Source organism: Dongia sp. (assembly GCF_041906375.1).
Taxonomy (GTDB): domain Bacteria; phylum Pseudomonadota; class Alphaproteobacteria; order Dongiales; family Dongiaceae; genus Dongia.
The window spans coordinates 469,905-490,181 of record NZ_JAYRJJ010000001.1 but is presented as its reverse complement, the minus strand read 5'-3'; the positions used below and the strand labels follow the sequence as shown (position 1 = coordinate 490,181).

15 protein-coding genes are annotated in these 20,277 nt (G+C 63.2%); 7 read left to right on the top strand and 8 right to left on the bottom strand.

Translation table 11 applies throughout. The features are described 5' to 3' along the window. Positions 1 to 95 precede the first annotated feature (95 nt). From gabT to ACE3OA_RS02220, 7 genes are all read right to left on the bottom strand, one after another. A complete protein-coding gene (gene gabT / locus ACE3OA_RS02250; RefSeq protein ID WP_374307389.1) occupies positions 96 to 1,397 on the bottom strand; it encodes a 4-aminobutyrate--2-oxoglutarate transaminase in 1,302 nt (433 codons plus the stop codon). A gap of 174 nt (positions 1,398 to 1,571) precedes the next feature. Next, positions 1,572 to 1,832 carry a hypothetical protein gene (locus ACE3OA_RS02245; RefSeq protein WP_374307387.1) on the bottom strand — a complete coding sequence of 87 codons (261 nt, stop codon included), beginning with the start codon at positions 1,830 to 1,832 and terminating at the stop codon, positions 1,572 to 1,574. Between the two features lie 143 nt (positions 1,833 to 1,975). Then, a complete protein-coding gene (locus tag ACE3OA_RS02240) occupies positions 1,976 to 2,197 on the bottom strand; it encodes a hypothetical protein (RefSeq protein WP_374307385.1) in 222 nt (73 codons plus the stop codon). 122 nt (positions 2,198 to 2,319) lie between these two features. Further along, on the bottom strand, positions 2,320 to 3,237 hold the full coding sequence (locus tag ACE3OA_RS02235) for a hydroxymethylglutaryl-CoA lyase (RefSeq protein WP_374307383.1): 918 nt from the start codon (positions 3,235 to 3,237) through the stop codon (positions 2,320 to 2,322). Beyond that, positions 3,234 to 5,225 (bottom strand): acetyl-CoA carboxylase biotin carboxylase subunit, encoded by a 1,992-nt coding sequence (locus tag ACE3OA_RS02230; protein WP_374307381.1) that lies wholly within the window; start codon positions 5,223 to 5,225, stop codon positions 3,234 to 3,236. The genes ACE3OA_RS02235 and ACE3OA_RS02230 overlap by 4 nt, the downstream gene beginning before the upstream one ends. Positions 5,226 to 5,386: 161 nt before the next feature. Then, the gene (locus ACE3OA_RS02225; RefSeq protein ID WP_374307379.1) at positions 5,387 to 6,169 is read right to left on the bottom strand and encodes an enoyl-CoA hydratase-related protein; all 783 of its coding nucleotides are present in this window, start codon (positions 6,167 to 6,169) and stop codon (positions 5,387 to 5,389) included. A gap of 11 nt (positions 6,170 to 6,180) precedes the next feature. Then, a complete protein-coding gene (locus ACE3OA_RS02220) occupies positions 6,181 to 7,794 on the bottom strand; it encodes a carboxyl transferase domain-containing protein (RefSeq protein ID WP_374307377.1) in 1,614 nt (537 codons plus the stop codon). A 512-nt stretch (positions 7,795 to 8,306) separates the two neighbouring features. On the opposite strand from ACE3OA_RS02220, the gene ACE3OA_RS02215 reads away from it, so the two are divergent. Next, a complete protein-coding gene (locus ACE3OA_RS02215; protein ID WP_374307375.1) occupies positions 8,307 to 10,619 on the top strand; it encodes a PAS domain-containing protein in 2,313 nt (770 codons plus the stop codon). A 26-nt stretch (positions 10,620 to 10,645) separates the two neighbouring features. Here the strand turns inward: ACE3OA_RS02215 and ACE3OA_RS02210 are convergent, their stop codons facing one another. Then, positions 10,646 to 12,064, bottom strand: coding sequence for a caspase family protein (locus tag ACE3OA_RS02210; RefSeq protein WP_374307373.1), 1,419 nt, complete (start codon positions 12,062 to 12,064; stop codon positions 10,646 to 10,648). A 388-nt stretch (positions 12,065 to 12,452) separates the two neighbouring features. Here ACE3OA_RS02210 and ACE3OA_RS02205 point away from each other — a divergent pair, with 388 nt between their 5' ends. The 6 genes from ACE3OA_RS02205 to ACE3OA_RS02180 all read left to right on the top strand — a co-directional run bounded on the left by ACE3OA_RS02205 (position 12,453) and on the right by ACE3OA_RS02180 (position 20,269). Further along, on the top strand, positions 12,453 to 13,592 hold the full coding sequence (locus tag ACE3OA_RS02205; protein WP_374307371.1) for a DUF2336 domain-containing protein: 1,140 nt from the start codon (positions 12,453 to 12,455) through the stop codon (positions 13,590 to 13,592). Further along, positions 13,589 to 15,172 carry an ATP-binding protein gene (locus tag ACE3OA_RS02200; RefSeq protein WP_374307369.1) on the top strand — a complete coding sequence of 528 codons (1,584 nt, stop codon included), beginning with the start codon at positions 13,589 to 13,591 and terminating at the stop codon, positions 15,170 to 15,172. Before ACE3OA_RS02205 ends, ACE3OA_RS02200 begins: the two co-directional genes overlap by 4 nt. 94 nt (positions 15,173 to 15,266) lie before the next feature. Then, on the top strand, positions 15,267 to 16,430 hold the full coding sequence (locus ACE3OA_RS02195; RefSeq protein ID WP_374307367.1) for a DUF2336 domain-containing protein: 1,164 nt from the start codon (positions 15,267 to 15,269) through the stop codon (positions 16,428 to 16,430). A 339-nt stretch (positions 16,431 to 16,769) separates the two neighbouring features. Beyond that, positions 16,770 to 18,362: a peptide ABC transporter substrate-binding protein gene (locus ACE3OA_RS02190; protein ID WP_374307365.1), complete on the top strand. Its 1,593-nt coding sequence runs from the start codon at positions 16,770 to 16,772 to the stop codon at positions 18,360 to 18,362. A gap of 103 nt (positions 18,363 to 18,465) precedes the next feature. Then, positions 18,466 to 19,383, top strand: coding sequence for an oligopeptide ABC transporter permease OppB (gene oppB / locus ACE3OA_RS02185; RefSeq protein WP_374307363.1), 918 nt, complete (start codon positions 18,466 to 18,468; stop codon positions 19,381 to 19,383). Further along, positions 19,376 to 20,269 (top strand): ABC transporter permease subunit, encoded by an 894-nt coding sequence (locus tag ACE3OA_RS02180; RefSeq protein ID WP_374307361.1) that lies wholly within the window; start codon positions 19,376 to 19,378, stop codon positions 20,267 to 20,269. The genes oppB and ACE3OA_RS02180 overlap by 8 nt, the downstream gene beginning before the upstream one ends. Positions 20,270 to 20,277 lie beyond the last annotated feature (8 nt).

Here is a 20,277-nt window from a genome sequence, read left to right as displayed (position 1 = left end):
ACAAGCAAAGAAAGGCGCGCCGGATTGCTCCGACGCGCTTCCTCATTCAAAACCAGCGGTCGGGCCTGCCCGACCACTGAAAGCTATAGCGTGCGTTACGCGACCTTCGCCGAACCCTCGATCGCCTGGCCGATGGTCTTTTCCAGGATGTCGAAGCCTTCGTTGATGATCTTGTCCTCGGCGGTCAAGGGCATCAGGAAGCGGAGCGTGTTGGCGTTGACGCCGCAGGAGAGCAGGATGAGGCCGTTCTCGCCGGCCTTGGCGGTGATCGCCTTGGTGAGGTCGGCGTCGGGGGCGCCGTCCGCCTTGACGATGTCGCAGGCGACCATGGCGCCGAGGCCACGGATATCACCGATGCGGTTGCCGAAGCTGTTGCGCTTCTTCATCTCGGTCAGGCGGTCCTTCATCAGCTTGCCGACGACATTGGCGCGCTCGACGAGGTTTTCCTCTTCCATCACGTCGAGCACGGCATTGGCGGCCGCGCAGCCGATGGGTGAGCCGCCATAGGTGCCCCCCAAACCACCGGCCGCGGGGGCGTCCATGATCTCGGCCTTGCCGATGACGCCGCTCAAGGGGAAGCCGCCGGCCAGGGATTTCGCCACGGTGATGAGGTCGGCTTCGATGCCGCTATGCTCATGGGCGAACATCTTGCCCGTGCGGGCAAAGCCGGTCTGGATCTCGTCGACGATGAAGACGATGCCGTGCTGGGTGCAGATGTCGCGCAGGGCCTTCATCAGCTCGAAGGGGACCGGGTTGAAGCCGCCTTCGCCCTGCACCGGCTCGATGATGATCGCCGCCACATTGTCCGGGCCGATATCGGCCTTGAACATGGTCTCGAGGATCTTGAGCGTCTGGGCGACGCCGTCCTTCTGGGCGGGATCGGGGAAGGGCACGTGATAGATGTCGGTCGGGAACGGACCGAAGCCCTTCTTGTAGGGGAGGTACTTGCCGGTGAGCGCCATGCCCATCAGCGTGCGGCCGTGGAAGGCGCCGGAGAAGGCGATAACGCCGGCGCGCTTGGTGTGGGCGCGGGCGATCTTCACCGCGTTCTCGACCGCTTCGGCACCGGTGGTGAGGAAGATGGTCTTCTTCGGGGTGCTGCCGGGGGCGAGCTTGTTGAGGCGTTCCGCGAGGCGGATATAGCTCTCATAGGGGTTCACCTGGAAGCAGGTGTGGCTGAACCGGTCCAGCTGCTCCTTCACCGCGGCGATGATCTTGGGGTGGCCATGGCCGGTGTTCATGACGGCGATGCCGCCGGCGAAGTCGATATGGCGCTTGCCCTCGACGTCGGTGATCTCGGCGTTCTTGGCCTTGTCGGCATAGATCGCATAGGCATTGCCGACACCGCGCGGCACGGCGGCATTGCGACGCTGCTGCAGATTCGCATTCGACGACATCTCGTATCCCTCTTTCATATGATCCGGGCAGATGCTGCCCCTTGGAAAGTCGGGCGGGACTATAGCCCCTGTGCGAGACGGCTTAAACCCCGGCCCGAGCAAGGCTGGGCTGTTCCAGAATCATCCCTGGATCTGGGGGATTGAATAGTTGAGCGGGAAGCTCGGGTTAGGCGCTTACTTGCCGCCCATCATCCGGCGCATGACGTCGGTCATGTTCTGGGCGCCGGAACTGTCGCGGAGCTGCCGGTCGATGCGCTGGCGCGCGGCCTGGGCTTCGAAGGCATCAGCCAAGCGCTGGCGCGTTTCGGGGGTGACGCTGCGGACGGCCTGGCGGGCCTCCGCGATCAGCTGCTCGCGCGATTGGGCGCGGACGGGAATCGGCACCTGCGCCGGTTGGCCCACGACCAGATCCGTTAACCATTTGCCGAAGCTCATCGCACCCTCCACCAGACGGTCCTTTAGACCTGTCGATGCTAGGGCGATCCCGTTAAGGAAGTCTGAAGGCGCCGGGAGGGGGAAAAAGGGGCCCAGCTAATCGATTAGCTAATCGATTAGCTGGCTTTTCCGGCGGCCAGTTTTCAGGCGGCGCGGACGCGGTCGATCCGGGGCTGGCCGGTGACCTCGAAATCCTGGGCCATCAGGCCGCGGATCATCTGGTTGCCTTCCAGCATCGCATCATATTCCTCGACGCCGCGGCGAACGTTCCAACAACGGCCGGAAATATAGCCGCGCAAACCATTCTTCAGGCGGATGGGGGTGGTCAGTTCGAGGACGTCGTCGAAAACATATCTGCTACGCATGATGCAACCCAACCTTTGTGCAAGTGGCCGGCAACGGCCGGCGGAACGACTTGCTCAATGAGATATGCTTAGATTCCATAAATGACGAGTGACGGCAATCACCAATCGCGTGACCGGCGCAGTTATGCCTGTGATTTCTGCCTTTTCTGCCACAGCGCGCGCGAGACGCGGGCCTGCGGTTCACGCCCGATGTGATGCAGCACACGCCAGCCTGCTTCAGCAAGTCGCAGGAGGTCGATTCCGGTTTCTATACCCATGCCATTGAGCATGAAGACGACATCCTCGGTCGCCACATTGCCGGTGGCACCCTTGGCGTAGGGGCAGCCGCCGAGACCCGCGACCGACGAATCGATCGTGGCAATCCCCATCTCCAGCGCCGCCAGCAGGTTGGCCAGAGCCTGGCCGTAGGTGTCGTGGAAATGGGCGGCAAGCGCTTCCACCGGCACATGCGCCGCCACCGCCGCGATCATCGCCTGGGTGGCAAGCGGCGTGCCGACGCCGATCGTATCGCCCAGCGAGATTTCATAACAGCCCAGGTCTTTCAAGGCCTTAGCGACATGGGCGACCGCGCCGGGCGCGATCTCGCCGGCATAGGGGCAGCCCAGCACGCAGGAGACATAGCCCCGCACCGGCACCCCAGCCGCCCGCGCCCGTTCCATCACCGGCCCGAAGCGATCCAGGCTCTCGGCGATCGAACAATTGGTGTTCTTCTGGGAAAACGCCTCGGAAGCGGCAGCAAAAACAGCCACTTCGCGGGCACCGGCAGCCAGAGCCGCCTCAAGCCCCTGGAGATTGGGGACGAGCACCGGATAGCGCTTTTGGGGATCCCGTTTAAGGCCGGCCAGCACGGCCGCGGAATCGGCCATCTGCGGGACCCATTTGGGCGAAACGAAAGCGCCGGCCTCGATATCGGCAAGACCGGCGGCGGCAAGGTCTTCGATCAATTGGATTTTGATCGCGGTCGGGATCGCCGCCGCCTCGTTCTGCAGCCCGTCGCGGGGACCGACCTCGACGATGCGGATTTGCGCCGGCAGGTTCATGGCGTGGGCGCGAGGCGGATCAGTTCCGCCCCCTCCACCACTTGGTCGCCGGGGCTGACCAGGATCGCCGCGACCTGGCCGCCAATGCCGGCGGCGAGATTGTGCTCCATCTTCATCGCCTCAAGACGCAGGACCACCTGCCCCTCACGCACGCTATCGCCGACATTGGCCTGGACGGCGACGATGCGGCCGGGCATCGGCGCAAGAACGGTGGCCGCCTGCCCCCCGGCCCGGTCGCGCCTCGCCGGCGCCCGGCCAAAGGCACCGAGGGCGCGGACACGCCAGCGGGTCCCGCCCATCTTCAGCCAGCGCGTGGCACCATCCTCATGGAGATGACCGTGATATTGCCGGCCGCCGAGCTCGATCATGAAGGAATCATGCGCGCGCTGGATGAGGCGCAGCGGCAAGGCTTCATCCAGCCAGGAGATACGCCAGCCATCGCCATCGGCCAGCAACGAGACCGCGTGATCGGCACCACCCCATTCGAAATGCCAGACCAGCGGCACCGGCCCGCCGAGGCGCCAATTGTCGGCGGCGGCCCAGGGCGACGCATCGGCAGCCGCGCGCGCCGCAAGATGCAGCTGCTCGCCCAGCGCCAGGATCGCCCAAGCGGGAAAATCGGGCTGAATCGGCGTCAGCAACTCGGCCGCGTGACCCGCAATGAAGCCGGTATCAAAGTGCCCGGCCGCGAAATCGGGATGCGCCACGGCAAGGCCCAGCAAGTTGAGATTGCTGGCGATGCCCGCGACATGCGACCGGCGCAAGGCGGCACCCAGGCGCGCGATCGCCTCGCTGCGGTCGGCGCCGGAGGCGATCAGCTTGCCGATGAGGGAATCGTAATGGATGCCGATCGCATCGCCCGTGCCGAAACCGGCGTCGAGGCGGATGCCCGGCGCCTGCGGCACACTGAAATGCAGGAGCAGTCCGGTTTCGGGGCGGAAATCGCGCGCCGGGTCCTCGGCGCAGATGCGTGCCTCGATGGCATGGCCACATAGTTCGATCTGATCCTGCGCCCGTGGCAGCTTCTCGCCCGAGGCTACGCGCAATTGCCATTCGACGAGATCGAGGCCGGTCACCATCTCCGTCACCGGGTGTTCGACCTGCAGGCGCGTGTTCATTTCCATGAAGTAGAAATGATCGAGATTGTCGCCTTCCGCGATGAATTCGACCGTGCCGGCGCCGACATAGTCGATGGCCCTCGCTGCGGCGATGGCGGCCGAGGTCATGCGAGCGCGTATCTTGTCGCTGAGGCCGGGAGCCGGCGCTTCTTCGATCACCTTCTGATGTCGGCGCTGCAATGAGCAATCGCGCTCGAAGAGATGCACCACATTCCCGTGGCTGTCGGCAAAGACCTGCACCTCGATATGGCGCGGGCGCGTCAGGTATTTTTCGATCAGCACGGCGCCATCGCCGAAGGCGGATTGCGCTTCGCGCTGGGCCGATTGCAGCGCCTCGGCAAAGTCGGCGGCGCGGTCGACCTTGCGCATGCCCCGACCACCGCCGCCCATGACCGCCTTGATGAGAACGGGGTAGCCGATCTCCGCCGCTGCCTTGGCGAGCGTCGCCTCGTCCTGCGCCTTTCCCTCATAGCCCGGCACGACGGGCACACCGGCCCTGCGCATGAGGATCTTCGCCGCATCCTTGGCGCCCATGGCGTCGATCGCCTTGGCCGGTGGGCCGATGAAGACCAGGCCCGCCTTCACGACGGATTCGGCAAAGGCGGCATTCTCGGAAAGAAAGCCGTAGCCAGGATGAATGGCCTCGGCCCCTACCGATTTCGCGGCGGCGATGATGCGCTCGCCCTTGAGATAGCTCTCCCGCGCCGGCGCCGGGCCGATCAGGATCGCCTCGTCGGCCAGCTGCACGTGGCGCGCGTTGCGGTCGGCCTCGGAATAGACCGCGACCGTCCTCACCCCCATGGCCTTCGCCGTCGCCATGATGCGACAGGCGATTTCTCCACGATTGGCGATGAGGATCTTGCGGAACATTTTCTACTGCCTGCTGCAAGCGGACCAGGAACCCCTCACCCTAACCCTCTCCCCGCTGGCGCGGGGCGAGGGAGTCTCGCGCGAGCTTGGCCAGAGGCCCCTCGCCCCATGCAATGGGGAGAGGGGTTGGGGTGAGGGGTGGCGCGATTGATCCATGACCGTCATTCCTTGCGCCAGGCGGGCGTGCGCTTTTCGAGGAAGGCGGTGAGGCCTTCCTTGCCTTCGGCGCTGGCGCGGCGCTTGGCGATGCGTTCGGCGGTGCCGTCGATGACATCGCGCCCCAGCGGCTTTGAGGCGACGAACTGCACCAGTTCCTTGGCCGCCGCCATCGCTTCCGGCGCGTTTTCGAGCAGCTGCTTCGTCAACCCTTCAACGGCGCCATCGAGTTCATCAGCGGGGAACAAACCGCTGAGGAGTCCCAGGCGTTCCGCTTCCGCCGCGCCGAATTTGGCACCGGAAAGGAACAGGCGCTTGGCGGCATGGGCACCGATGGCACGGATGATATGCGGGCTGATCACCGCGGGAATGAGGCCGAGCTTGACCTCGGAGAGCACGAAATCGGCATTGGGTGCAGCCAGCGCGAAATCACAGGCGGCGACGATGCCGATGCCGCCGCCATAGGCCGGACCGTTGACCATCACGATGGTCGGCAAGGGCAGAAAGGCGATCTTCTCGAACAGGCCAGCGAGGCGCTTGGCATCGGCGATGTTGCTGGCGGCGTCATATTCCGCCATGCGCCGCATCCAGTTGATGTCGGCACCGGCGCAGAAACTGGTACCGCGCGCGCGGATCTGCAGCACGCGCGCGTCCGCCGTGGCGGCAACGCGGTCCAGTGCCTCGTGGAAGGAATCGATCATGGCGACGTCGAGCGCGTTGTGCCGATCCGGGCGGTTGATGATGATGCGGGCGACGCGGCCGGCAAATTCGAGTTCGATATCGGTCATTTATTCTGTTCTCACATGCGGAAGAGGCCGAAGCGGGTATCGGCGATCGGCTGTTGGAGTGCTGCTTCGAGGCCGAGGCCCAGCACGCGGCGGGTATCGGCGGGTGCAATGACGCCGTCATCCCAGAGGCGCGCCGAAGCGTAATAGGGATGGCCCTGTTTTTCGTATTGGTCGCGGATCGGCTGCTTGAAAGCCTCCTCGGCCTCCGATGGCCAGGCCTCGCCCTTGGCAGTGAGATTGTCGCGCTTCACCTGCGCCAGGACCGAGGCCGCCTGCTCGCCGCCCATGACCGAGATGCGCGCATTGGGCCACATGAAAAGAAAGCGCGGTCCGAAAGCGCGGCCGCACATGCCATAATTGCCGGCGCCGAAGGAGCCGCCGATGATGACGGTCAGTTTTGGAACCGCCACCGTCGAGACGGCGGTCACCAGCTTGGCGCCATCCTTGGCAATGCCGCCGGCTTCGTATTTCCGTCCCACCATGAAGCCGGTGATGTTCTGCAGGAAGATGAGCGGGATCTTGCGTTGGCCGCAGAGTTCAACGAAATGCGCGCCTTTGTGGGCCGATTCCGAGAACAGAATGCCGTTATTGGCAACTATCCCCACCTGATGGCCATAGAGACGGGCAAAGCCGCAGACCAGCGTTTCGCCGTAATGCTGCTTGAATTCGTCGAAGGCCGAGCCGTCGACGATGCGGGCAATGATTTCGCGCACGTCATAGGGCCTGCGGGTATCGGCCGGCACGATGGCACCGAGTTCCTTGGGATCGTAAAGCGGTTCACGGATGTCTGTTGCCGCGATCCCTCCCCCGCCCGGCCGCGCCTGGCCGAGGCGTGCGACGATATCGCGGCAGCGCTGCAGGGCGTCCCAGTCGTTTTCAGCCAGATGATCGACCACGCCGGAGCGGCGGGCGTGGAGATCGCCACCGCCCAGATCCTCGGCGCTCACTTCCTCGCCGGTCGCGGCCTTCACCAGCGGCGGTCCACCGAGGAAGATGGTGCCCTGATTGCGCACGATGATGCTTTCATCGGACATGGCCGGCACATAGGCCCCGCCCGCCGTGCAGGAACCCATGACGACGGCGATCTGCGGAATGCCGGCCGCCGACATGTTGGCCTGGTTGTAGAAGATGCGACCGAAATGATCGCGATCGGGAAAGACCTGATCCTGGTTGGGCAGATTGGCACCGCCGGAATCGACCAGATAGAGGCAGGGCAGCCCGTTTTCGGCAGCGATTTCCTGAGCGCGCAGATGCTTCTTCACGGTAAGCGGGTAGTAGGTGCCGCCTTTTACCGTCGCATCGTTGCAGACGATGACGCAGAGCCGGCCAGCCACGCGGCCGATGCCGGTGAGCAACCCAGCCGCCGGCACGTTGTCGGCATAGACGCCATGGGCCGCCAAGGCCGACAATTCGAGGAAGGGCGAGCCCGGATCGAGCAGAAGCTGGATGCGCTCGCGTGGCAACAGCTTGCCGCGGGCGACATGGCGCTTCTTCGCCTCCGCCCCGCCGCCTTCAAAGACATCGCCGAGCACGCGATTGAGATCGGCCACCAATTCAGTCATGGCGGCGGCGTTCTGCTGCGCTTCAGTGGATTGCAGATTGAGCGCCGACTTCAATACCGGCATGAAATGTCCTGTCACCGCATAAGTTTTTTGGGACGTAAGTTTTTTGGGCGTTCAGATTGTTTTCGGCATGGAATCGATTTGGGAACTCGCGACGGCTCAATCATCCCGGCTTCGCCATCGCTTGGGTAGTCTTTTCTGAACGCAGCCGCGTATTGGAAATGAGCGGTCGGCCAGCCCCTTGCCGAAGTATCGAATCTGTCGGCGGCGAGAGACGCCGCGCAGCTTTTTTGCGGCAAGGCTGGACGCGGCGGTAGCTGCGATTCCCGCGGCAGCAGATGCCGGCGCCTTTCGATCCCCTCCGCAGGGTGGCGGCGATATCCTGCCGCAGCGCAGCATGCGCACCGGCGGACCGAGGCCAATGGCCGGATTTTACGGGCGCTGAGACGGCCTTAAGAAGGCCGTCCGGAGGAGACGGGAGGGAATAGGTTCCGATACCATCGTAAAGAGTTGTTAATCTCGTGCCGCCTAGGATTGTCGGGTTCCTTGCCCCTTTTCGGGCGCGAGAATGTTGGATGGCACCGACCGACATGGGCGAAGGCGTCAGCAAAATAGAGCCGCGATCGGAGCAGCGCCTGTCGAGCGCTCCTGGCTTCGGAGGTGAGGCGCGCGCCGATCCGTCGCGTGGCGCCATGCAGAAGTCCGTCGCCGGCAATCCGCTATCCACCCTGTGGGCCAATCCGGGAACCGGGGTCTTCTACTACCGGGTGACTGCCGCCACGGCACTCGGCCTCGTCGCCATCCTCGCCGCCATTCTGATTCTGAGCCCGGTCGATGCCTGGATTTTGCGCTGCCTTGCCGGCGCCATCCTGCTGCTGACCACGCTGGCGGCCTTCGCCTTCGTGCAATTGGCGAAGGGGCGTGAGGCCACCATCGCCGCGCAACGCCAGCTGGTCGATGCCGGATTTGAAACGGCCGACGCCATCGTCATCTTGCGCAACGACCAGGGTAAGCTGTTGCAGGCCAATGCCGTGGCCGAACGCATTTCCGGATTTACCAGCAAGGAGCTGGCCAGCAGCGATGTGTGGCGCAGCCGCTTCCTGCCCGGGGATCAGGAGGCGGAGGAGATTGTCGAGGCGCAGGCGTTACGCAGCCACCGGCCGATCTTCCGCGAGAGCACCTGGATCGCCCGGAATGGCGAACGGCGCAGCATTCGCTGGTCGAACGTCGCCATGCAATACGCGCCGGGCAGCGCGCCGGTCCTGCTGAAGATCGGCCTGGATGTCACCGAATTGCGCCGCCACGAAATCTCGCTGCTGCGCAATGAAACCTATCTGCGCCTTGCGCACCGCATGGCCAAATTGTGCCATTGGCATTGGCGGCCGGACGGGCCGGAATGGGATATCGATCCGACCAGCCGTCGCGGGCGTTATGTCTATTCGGACGAGACACGCGACATTTTCGGCTATCAGCCGGACGAACTGCCCAATGACGGTCATGATTATGCGCGCATGATCGCGCATCCTGAGGATCAGGCGGCGCTGCACGCGCATTACGATGCCTTCCGCCTGGGTCACGACGATTCCTATTCGGTCGAGTACCGCGCCATACACCGTGAAGGTCGCGTCCTTCATATCCGCGAGACCGGCGAGCGCATGCGCGACGAGAACGGTCATGTCATCCAGATTGCCGGCACCTTCCAGGATGTGACCGATCTGCGTGCCTCGGAACGCAGCCTGCAGCTTGCCCAGGCCGATCTGCGCCGGTCGTTGCGCATGTCGGGCTTGTGTCATTGGTCCTGGCAATTGTCGATGGACAGCCTCGACGGCCTGCCGGGTGTCTATCAATCCTCGGGCGACACGGCCGATCTTCTGGGCCTGGCACCGGAGGATGTGGCGCTCAACGACCATGACTGGCACCGGCAGGTGGTGCATCCGGAGGACGCGGAACCAAGTTGGGAGCGCTATCAGGCATTCCTGAATGGACCGGAGACAAGCTTCATCCAGGAATACCGGATCCTGTCGCGTTTCCGCGGCATTCGCTATGTGCGCTCGATCTGCGAAAAGACACACGACGCCCAAGGCCGCGTGGTCGAGATCGCCGGGGCGCTGCAGGACATCACCGAATTGCGGCAGCGCGAACTGGAATTGATCAAGGCGAAGAACGCCGCCGAAATCGCCAATCGCTCGAAGACCGAGTTTCTGGCCAATATGAGCCACGAACTCCGCACACCCCTCAATGCCGTGATCGGTTTCTCGCAGGTTATCCGCGATCGCTATTTCGGCGATGCGCCGGACCGCTATTCGACCTATGCCGCCGATATCTACAAGAGCGGGCAGCTGCTCTTGAAGCTGATCAGCGACGTGCTCGATATGTCGAAGCTGGAAGCGGGCAAGGTCGAGCTGTTTGAGGAAGCCGTCGACGTGCCAAGCGTCGCCGAAGATTGCCTACGCATGCTGCAGAGCCGGGCTGACGAAGGCCAGGTGCGCTTCGAGCGCAATTGGGAACGGGATCTGCCGCCGCTTCATGCCGACGCGCGCGCGGTGGCGCAGATTCTCCTCAATGTACTCACCAATGCCGTCAAATTTTCACCGCCGGACCGCTGCGTGCATATCACCGGGCGGCTCAGCGACAGCGGCGAATATCTGATCGTCATCCGCGACACCGGCATCGGCATGTCGCCCGAGGCGATGCAGAACCTTTTTTCAGCCTTCCACCAGGCGGATGCGACGATCAGCCGGCGTTTCGGCGGCACCGGACTGGGCCTTGCCATCACCAAGCGGCTGATGGAGCTCCATGGCGGGTCGATCGACCTCAGCAGCGAGCCGGGTCAAGGCACAAGGGTCGTGCTGCGCTTCCCGCAGGCCCGCGTGCGCACCCGGGATTGATCCGGGCGCGATTGATCCTAGATCGGCTATTCGCTGGCCAGGGAATAGGGCTGCTTCTGATCACCGCGTATCAGCACGATGACACATTCCTGCTTCGAGACGCCGGCGCATTTCTGCAGCGCCGCATTCTGCGGATAGCGCGGGTCGGTATTCTGCCGCTGGCCCTTCTTGCCAGGTACACATTGGGCCACTTCCTCGCAGGTGAAGGAGCCGGAGAACTGGCCGTCCGGCGAAACGGCAAAGGCGCCGTTGCGGTTCTGCAGCTTCGACAGATAGGCCTTGAGCTGTCCGCTCACCTTGGCGGAAAGCTGCAGGCCGCCGCCGGCATTTGAAGGCTGCGCCGGTTCGGGTTCGGGCGGCAGGGCGGCAACCTCGGTCACCGGCTCGGTCACTGGCTCGGCAGCCGCAGGCGGGGTCTGGGTTTCGGCCTGGGTATTGCGTTCAGCCGATTGCTGGGGCACCGCCGCAGCACTGCCATAGCGCGCGATCCGGTCCTGCGCCACCTCGGCATAGAAGCCATCGGGATAGCGGGTGAGATAGGCTTTGAAATCGCTGGCGTCCTTGCTGTCCTTGACGCTGTCCCAATAGGTCTTCTCCTTGGCGCTGGGTACCGCCGACGGGGCCGACGCGGGGGCCGCGGCCACATCCGGTGCTGCTCCACCCTGCGGCTGGAAGAAGAAGGCGCCGGTGAGAGACGAGGATTCCCAGGGCACCTGCTGGGATTCGGTGCTGGCCATCACCTTCACGCGGACATTGCGGAAAGCTTCTTCGATGGCGATACCGGGCTTGGCCATTTCAGCGGCGAGCGCCGTCGTGTAAGGCGAGTTCTTGCCGTCGCCGTCATTGGCGACATTGCCGGGGGCGGTCGAATAGCCGATGAAACTACCGGTCGGCGCATCCATGCGCGCCAGACCGCGACCGGCCGACCGCATCGACCGCGGCAGCGGGTTGTTGCGGCAGGCATCGAGGATGACGATGTTGACCCTTGTGCCGGCGAACTCCATCTGCTTCAGCACGGTTTCGGCCGAGACGGCTTCGAGATCGACATCGGCCTCGGCATTGATCGCCGCACCCACGGGGATGAGGTAATTGGCGCCGTCGACCTGGACGCCATGGCCTGCATAGAAGAAGAGGCCGACAGCATCGGGGCCGGCGGCGGTCAGCTGCTGCCCGAAGGCGGAGATGGCACGCTTCATCGCCTTCTGATCGCCATTGACCAGCTTGGTGACCTTGAAACCGAGATGGCTCAAACGGTCGGCCATCAAGGCGGCGTCATTGGGCGGATTGATGAGGCTGCCGATATTGCTGCCGTATTTGCCGTTGCCGATGACCAATGCGATGCGCGGCTCGGCCAGTGCCGGCCGGGCGTGAGCGGAGAGCACCGCCAGCAGCAGGATGCCGGCCAGCAGGCATATAAAGGACTGAACGCGCCTTTGCGTAGACATGGTTCTAATCTAGCGCGAACCGGGGGATAGCGGCAGTGCGCTGGCGCACACTCCTTTCAATGGGAAGAAAATTGTTCGCCATGGTCTGGGACCGCTGGGCAAGCGAAGAAAGTGAAACCTGACCCGAAACCGTCACTTTGTCTAAAACCCACAGCATTTAGTCCTGCGGAACGCTGACAAACATTGATATAGTGGTTATCTGGCATTTTAGTCAAAAAAATTCTCTTACGAATCATACATCTAGAGGGCAAACTTCTCAAATTAGGTTGACTTTAACCATTCCCCGATCTTAGCCTCGCATATTCGGGGCTTTTCGGGGGAACTGCGCAGGATGGGGTTGGGTGTGCCATAGTATGTGAGGCACCCAAAAATCCGTTGCAGCACGGTGATGGCAAACGACAGCATCGACGGCGAGCAATTGCTGGCACTGGCGCGGCTCCGCTCCGACGAAGGGCGGGCCGAGCTCTTTGCTGTCATGGGCGACCTGTTCCACGACCGGAATGACATTCTGAGCGCGCAGGAACGCGCGCTGATGCTCGACATTCTGGAAAAGCTGATCGGCGAAGTGGCGCGCGACGTGAAGCGCAAGCTGGCGCTGCGCCTCGCTGATGCGCCGGGCCTGCCGCGCGAGCTGGCGACATTGCTCGCCAATGACGATATAGATGTGGCGACGCCGATCCTGCTGCGCTCGGCGGTGCTGCAGGACATCGACCTCATCGAAGTGATCCGCCACCGTTCGCGCCAGCATATCCTCACCGTCGCCATGCGCCGCGATCTCAGCAGCGCGGTCTCGGATGCGTTGGTCGAGACCGGCGATCGCGACGTCATCCGCACCCTCCTTGAAAACCAGGACGCCAATATCTCGCGCACGACGCTGGCCTATCTGGTCGAGCAGTCGAAGGCGGTCGACGAATTCCAGGAACCGCTGGTGCGCCGGCGCGATCTGCCGCCGGCACTTGCCCGCCGCATGGTCTATTGGGTGGCAGCAGCCCTGCGTCAGGCCCTGCTGACGCGCTTCGATATCGATCCGGCAACGCTCGACGACCGGCTCGAGCCGGTGGTGAAGCAGGAAGTGCACGAGGCCGTCGCCGAAGCCGAGGCCGACAGCGCCGCCGACGTGCTGGCCCGCGCCCTTGGCGCCGACCGGCAATTGACCCCGCGCCTGCTGCTGCAGACCCTGCGCAAGGGCGAGGTGCAATTGTTCGAGGCGATGTTCGCCGAGATGAGCGGGCTGCGCCTCAGACTCATCAACCGCATTGCCTATGAACCCGGCGGCCAGGGGCTGGCCGTGGCGGTCCGGGGCATGGGGCTCAACCGCGAGGAATTCGCCACCATCTTCCTGCTCACGCGGCGCGCCCGCACGGGACACGCGAGCTTTGCGCCGGCCGATCTCGGTCGCGCGCTCGAATTCTTCGACCGCCTGTCGCTGGCGGCGGCCGACACCGTGCTGACGCGCTGGCGGCGCGATCCTGATTACCTGTTTGCCATTCGCTCGATCGAAGAAGGCCAGGAGAAGAAAAGCGCATGAATAAAGTAACACCCCTGGCGCCCAGCTTCGTATCGCACCCGGCCACGGTAAACGCCCCCAAGGTGGCGAGCCCGGCCAATGAAGCAACCCCTTCGCCCGCGCGCCTCAACGATCTTTTCCGCCAGGAACTGGTCGAATTCGGCCCGGCCATGATGATGTGCGACCCGAAGGGACAGATCACCTGGGCCAACGCCTCCTGCCGCCGCATCGCCGAGACGCGCATCGATGGCGGCATCATCGGCGAAAGGCTGCGTCTTGCGGAGATCGCCGAAGAAATCGACCTGCGCCGCACGACCGTGTTCCGCGACTGGGATTTTGCGGCTGGCGGCAGCGTGCAGCGCCTGCGTGCGCGCTTCGAGCCGATCAATGAGGCGGGCGGCACCCTCACGGGCTTCGGCGGCCTGTTCACCCTGCTGCAGGACGGCCGCAACGGCCAGGACGAGACCGCCCAGGCGCTCGACCGGCATATGGATTTCATCCGCCTTTCCTCCGACTGGATGTGGGAAACGGATGCAGCACTCAACATCAGGCTGGTAACGCAGCGCGTGGTCGGTGCTTTGGGCATGGTGCCGCAGCAGATCATCGGGCGGAACCTCCTCGACCTGGTCGCGTCGGACGCCTTGCGCGCCAATCTGCAGCGGCGCCTGCAGAAACTCTCGCCCTTCCGCGATCTGCCGTTCGATGCCGAGGACGCCACCGGCAAGCGCAAGCTCTTCCTGATGAGCGCGCTGCCCGTCTTCGATCCGGCCTCAGGCGCCTTGACCGGCTATCGCGGCGCCGCCTCGGATATCACCGAACTGACTCGGCGCGAGGAAAACCTGCGCGCCGCCAAGGAATCGGCCGAGACCGCCAACCGCGCCAAGAGCCAGTTCCTCGCCAATATGAGCCATGAGCTGATGACGCCGCTCAATGCCATCATCGGCTTTGCCGACGTGATGCGCATGGGCCTGCTGGGGCCGGTCGAAAACCCGGAATACCGTTCCTATGTGCGCGACATCCACGGCAGCGCCATCAACCTGATGGGCATCATCAACGATATCCTCGACGTCTCCAGGATCGAGAACGGCCAGGCCGAGATCAATGAGAGCGCCTGCAACATCGAAGAGCTGTTCGACGCCGTCGCACGGCTCATCCAGGAACGCCTGCAGGCGCAAGGGCTGGATCTACGCGTCGATCTGCCGGCGCGCCTGCCGCGGGTCCATGCCGACAAGCGCAAGCTGAAGCAGATCCTTGCCAACCTGCTCGCCAATGCCGTGAAGTTCACGCCGCGTGGCGGCCGCATCACCCTGAGCGCCAGCGTGGCGCGGAGCGGTGATCTGGTCCTATGCGTCAGCGATACCGGTATCGGCATCGCCACCGAGGACATCGACCGCGTGATGCACCCCTTCTCGCAGGCCGATGCCGGCCTCAACCGCAAATATGAAGGGACGGGCCTGGGCCTCACGCTGTCACTGGGCCTTGCCAAGCTGCATGGCGGCGATCTCCACCTCGAAAGCACGCTCGGCGAAGGCACCCGCGCCATCGTCACCCTGCCCGCCGCCCGCGTCATCGACGGCAATCACCTGACGCCGGTGAAGTAGGCCGGGCACGGCCAAAACCCGAAAAACTTTACCCGCCCCGGGACCCGGGGTACCAATGAAGCTCGGCTGGCGTTGAGTCGGGAGTGGTCGGGGCGTGAGCGAGGGATTCGATCTCAGTGAACTGGCGCAAGTGGCCCGCGACAAGTCGCCGGTCGGCCGCTCGAAGATGTTCGCCCTGCTCGCCCGCCTCTTCTGGCGCCGCGGCGCCATCATGAAGCCCAAGGAAAAGGTCATGCTGGCCGAGATCCTGCGGCTGCTGCGCCCCAAGACCTTGGCGGAAGCGCGCATGGAACTCGCCTATGAAATGGCAGGCTCCACCCTGGCCGAGCCGGAATTGCTGCGCGTCTTTGCCGAGGACGAGATCGAGATCGCCTCGCCCGTTCTTTTCTCCGGCAACCGGCTGGAGCCCAGCGACCTCATTGCGGTCATCGAGAGCAAGGGCGTGAGCCACGCCGCCACCATCGCCACGCGCAAGGGGCCGACCATCGCTGTCGTCGATGCGCTGGCGCGGCTGGAAGATCCGGAAATTCTGCGCCGCCTGCTCGGCGACCCGGAAGCGCCCTTCTCCATTCCGGCACTCTCATCGGCTGCCCTTGTGGCGATGACTGATGTTCCCTTGCAGCGCCTGCTGGCGGAGCGGCGCGAACTGCCGGAGAGCATTGCCGAAGATATGATGACCTGGGCCGACCCAGAGATATGCGAGACGTTGAACACGCGTTTCCTGTTCGATGCCATGGTCGCTTCGCCACAGCAGCCAGTCTATGGCCAAAAGGCGATGCCCCTGCCGGAGGCACCGGCACCACAAGCAACCACCGAAGACGGCGGCGAGATCGAACTGACGCCAAGCTCGATGATCAGTGCGCTGCGTGCCGGCAACCTGGCGCTCTTCCAGGCGCAGGTGGCGCATCTTGCCAATCTGCGCATGGGACTGGTGCGCAAGCTCATCAACGAGAATGGCGGCGACAGCATCGCCTTCATCGCCCGGGCGATCGGCCTCCGGCGCGATGAGTTCGCACAGATCTACCTGCTGATGCGCAAGCTCCGCACCAAGGCCGGCGGCATCGGTGCGGCCGATCTCGGCCAGGCGCTCGACTTCTTCGATCGCACGGAAGCGACCCAGGCGAGCTCCATCATCGCCCGCTGGCGTCGCGAATCGGCCCGTGAAGCACTCACCGAAAGTGAGGATGCAGCCCCCTTGGGCCCTGCCGAACCCGCCCCGGCGCCCCAGGAACCGGAGCCCACAGAGCCGGCGGCCTGACCTTAAATAGTCTTACAAGCGTTTACCAATTGCGCCGATGTTCATGGCTGCCCGGCACTCTGGGTCCCGACCTTGGCCAGCCCCGGCGAAGCGCAGGCATGATACGCGGATCGCCTGTAAAAGCCCCGACAATCGAGAACAAAAGTGGCCCCCTTCAATTGGGCCCGACACGCTAAAAGCCGCGTGAAATCAGCTATTTCTATTGAACCATGACAATTGTTGAAGAAAGATGACGCCAGCTGAGGGCCAGGTGCGGCAACTGACAGGCGATCAAGCCTGCAAGTCATGCAGCGTCGATTGCGTTCTCAAGCTTTTGCATGACAGAGGAGGTTTCCACACATGAACAAGGTAATGAAAAGGCTGGTGCTGCCGGCCATGACCGTTGCGGCACTGATGACCAGCACCGCGCTGGCGCAGGCCGAGATGGTATTCCACCGTGGCAACGGCGCCGAGCCCGAGACGATCAATCCGCACAAATCGACCGGCGTCACCGAAGCCAACATCGAAGCCGACATCTTTGAAGGCCTCACCACCTATGCGCCGAACGGCGACATCATCCCCGGCGCTGCCGAAAGCTGGGAAATCAGCGATGACGGCAAGACCTACACCTTCCACCTGCGCAAGAACGCCAAGTGGTCGAATGGCGATCCCGTGACCGCCGCCGATTTCGTGTTCGGCTTCCAGGATGCCGTGAACCCCGAGACCGCCGCCGATTACGCGCCGATCCTTGACGTCATCGTCAACGCCGCCGCCATCCGCAAGGGCGAGGAAAAGGACTTCTCCAAGATCGGCGCCGAAGCCGTCGACGATCATACGCTGAAGGTCACGCTGACCGGCCCAACCCCCTATTTCCTTGGCCTGCTGCGCCACCCGATTTCCTACCCGGTGCACAAGGCGACCGTCGAGAAGTTCAAGGACGACTGGACGAAGCCCGGCAATATCGTCAGCAACGGCGCCTACCAGCTGACCGAATGGACGCCGCAGGCGTCGCTCACCTATGTGAAGAACCCGAACTATTGGGACGCCACCAATGTGAAGGTCGACAAGGTCGTTATGTATCCGACCGAAGACCTCGCCGAAGAGCTGAAGCGTTTCAAGGCCGGCGAACTTGACGTCACCTATGACGCCCCGTCCGAGCAGATTCCGGACCTTGAGAAGAACTTCGCCGACGAGTTCAAGAACACGCCCTATCTCGGCACCTATTACTACGTGGTCAACCTGACCCGCGAGCCGCTGGGCGCGCAGCCGGATCTCCGCAAGGCGCTTTCGCTCGGCGTCAACCGCGAGGTCCTGGTTTCCAAGATCACGCAGGGCGGCGAAGCCCCGGCCTATTCGTGGGAACCGCCGATGTCGAACTACAAGCAGGCCTTCGTGGACTTCAAGGACATGCCGCAGAAGCAGCGCCTGGAAGAGGCCAAGAAACTGCTTGAGAAGCATGGCTACAACAAATCCAACCCGCTGAAGGTCGAACTGCTCTACAACACCAGCGAGAACCACAAGAAGATCGCCGTCGCGGTGCAAAGCATGTGGAAGCAGATCGGCGTCGACGCCACGCTGCGCAACGAGGAATGGAAGGTCTATCTCGAGACCCGCGACAAGAAGCAGTTCGACGTCGCCCGCGCGGCCTGGATCGCCGATTACGACGATCCCATCAACTTCGCGGATATGTTCCTGTCGGATGCCGGCGAACGCAACGATGCCGGCTACAACAACCCCAAATATGACGAGTTGGTGAAGGCCACCGGCACGGAAACGGACGCAGCCAAGCGCATGCAGATGTTCCATGACGCGGAGCAGATCTTCCTCAACGACTACGCCATGATCCCGATCTATCACTATACGTCGCAGCATATGGTGTCGAAGAAAGTCGCGGGTTGGGAATACAACATCCTCGACTTCCACCTGGCACGCTTCATCTCCCTCGCGGAGTAAGATTGCGTGATCGGCGACCCGATGGCATCATGCCATCGGGTCGTTTTTCTTTGACCCGATGCGCCTCGGCACCGAGTTTCGGCACCGATGGGAGGCGGCTGTTATGCTCAATTACACAATCCGGCGCCTGCTAGGCGCGATACCGACCCTCTTCATCATCCTGGCGGTATCTTTTTTCATGGTGCGCATGGCGCCCGGTGGCCCGTTCGACAAGGAACGCAAGGTTCCGGCCGAAGTCGAGGCCAAGCTCATCCAGCAATATCACCTTGATGAGCCGTTGCCGCAGCAATTCCTGCGCTATATCGGCAACCTCGCCCAGGGCGATTTCGGCCCCTCGTTCAAATACAAGGATTTCACGGTTTCCGAACTGATCTGGCAGGGCTTCCCGACCTCGCTCGCCCTCGGTCTTTCGGCAATCGCCATCGCTTTGGTCGTCGGCGTGTCGCTGGGCATTTGGTCCGCGCTCCGACAAAATACCTGGGTCGACTATTTGAGTGTGGGTACGGCGATGCTGGGCATCGCCATACCCAACTTCGTCATTGCGCCAATCATGACCCTCGTCTTTGGCTTGATGCTGCATTGGTTGCCCGTCGGTGGCTGGGGAAAGCCATCCAACTGGATCCTGCCCATTATCGCGCTGGCGATTCCGCAGATCGCGGCGTTCACGCGGCTGACGCGCGGCTCGATGCTGGAAGTCCTGCGCAGCAATTTCGTGCGCACCGCCCGAGCCAAGGGCCTGCCGGAAATCGTCACGCTGACGCGCCATGCCATCCGGGCCGCTTTGATGCCCGTCGTCTCCTATATGGGTCCGGCCATTGCCAACATCGTCACCGGTTCGGTCATCGTCGAGCAGATCTTCAGCATTCCGGGAATCGGCCGCTACTTCGTGCAAGCGGCGATCAATCGCGATTACACGCTGGTACTGGGTGTCACCATCCTGTTCGGGGCGCTCGTCATCATCTGCAACCTGCTGGCGGATCTCTGCTACGGCCTCCTCGACCCGAAGGTGCGCTATGACTGACATCGCGACATTCGCCGCCCAGCCGGAGGTCAAAGGCCGAAGCCTTTGGGCCGACGCCTATCGCCGCTTCTCGCACAACAAGGCCGCCGTTACCGGCCTGTTCATCCTGATCTTCGTCACGATCGCATGTTTTGGCGCCCCCTATTTCGGGCTCCACGATCCGGAAGAAGTGGATTGGTCGCTGGAGACGCTGAGCATCCCGCCCAATTTCGAATTGGGCTATTATTTCGGCACCGATCAGAACGGGCGCGACCTGTTCGTGCGGACGCTGTATGGCGGACAGGTTTCGCTGATCGTCGGTTTCGTGGCAACAATGGTGAGCCTCGTTATCGGCACGTTGTGGGGTGCCACCGCCGGCTTCATCGGCGGGCGCACCGACAACATCATGATGCGCATCGTCGACATCCTCTACTCCATCCCGTTCGTCTTCTTCGTCATCCTGCTGACCGTCGTCTTTGGGCGCGACATGGTCCTGATCTATGTAGCCATCGGCATGGTGAGCTGGCTGGACATGGCCCGCATTGTCCGCGGTCAGACGATCAGCATCCGGCGCAAGGAGTTCATCGAGGCGGCCCATGCCAGCGGGGTTTCCAATTGGCGCATCATCACGCGGCACATCATTCCCAACTGCCTTGGCCCGGTCGTCGTCTATATGACGTTGACGGTACCAGCCGTCATTCTGACCGAGAGCTTCCTTGCCTTTCTTGGCATGGGTGTGCAGGAGCCGAATTCGTCCTGGGGCATGCTGATCGGCGAAGGAGCCAGGTCGATGGATATCGCGCCCTGGGCCGTCGTTTTTCCCAGCGCCATGATGGTGGTGACCTTGCTCGCCCTCAACTTCGTCGGTGACGGTCTGCGCGATGCGCTGGACCCCAAGGACCGGTGAGGAGCGCC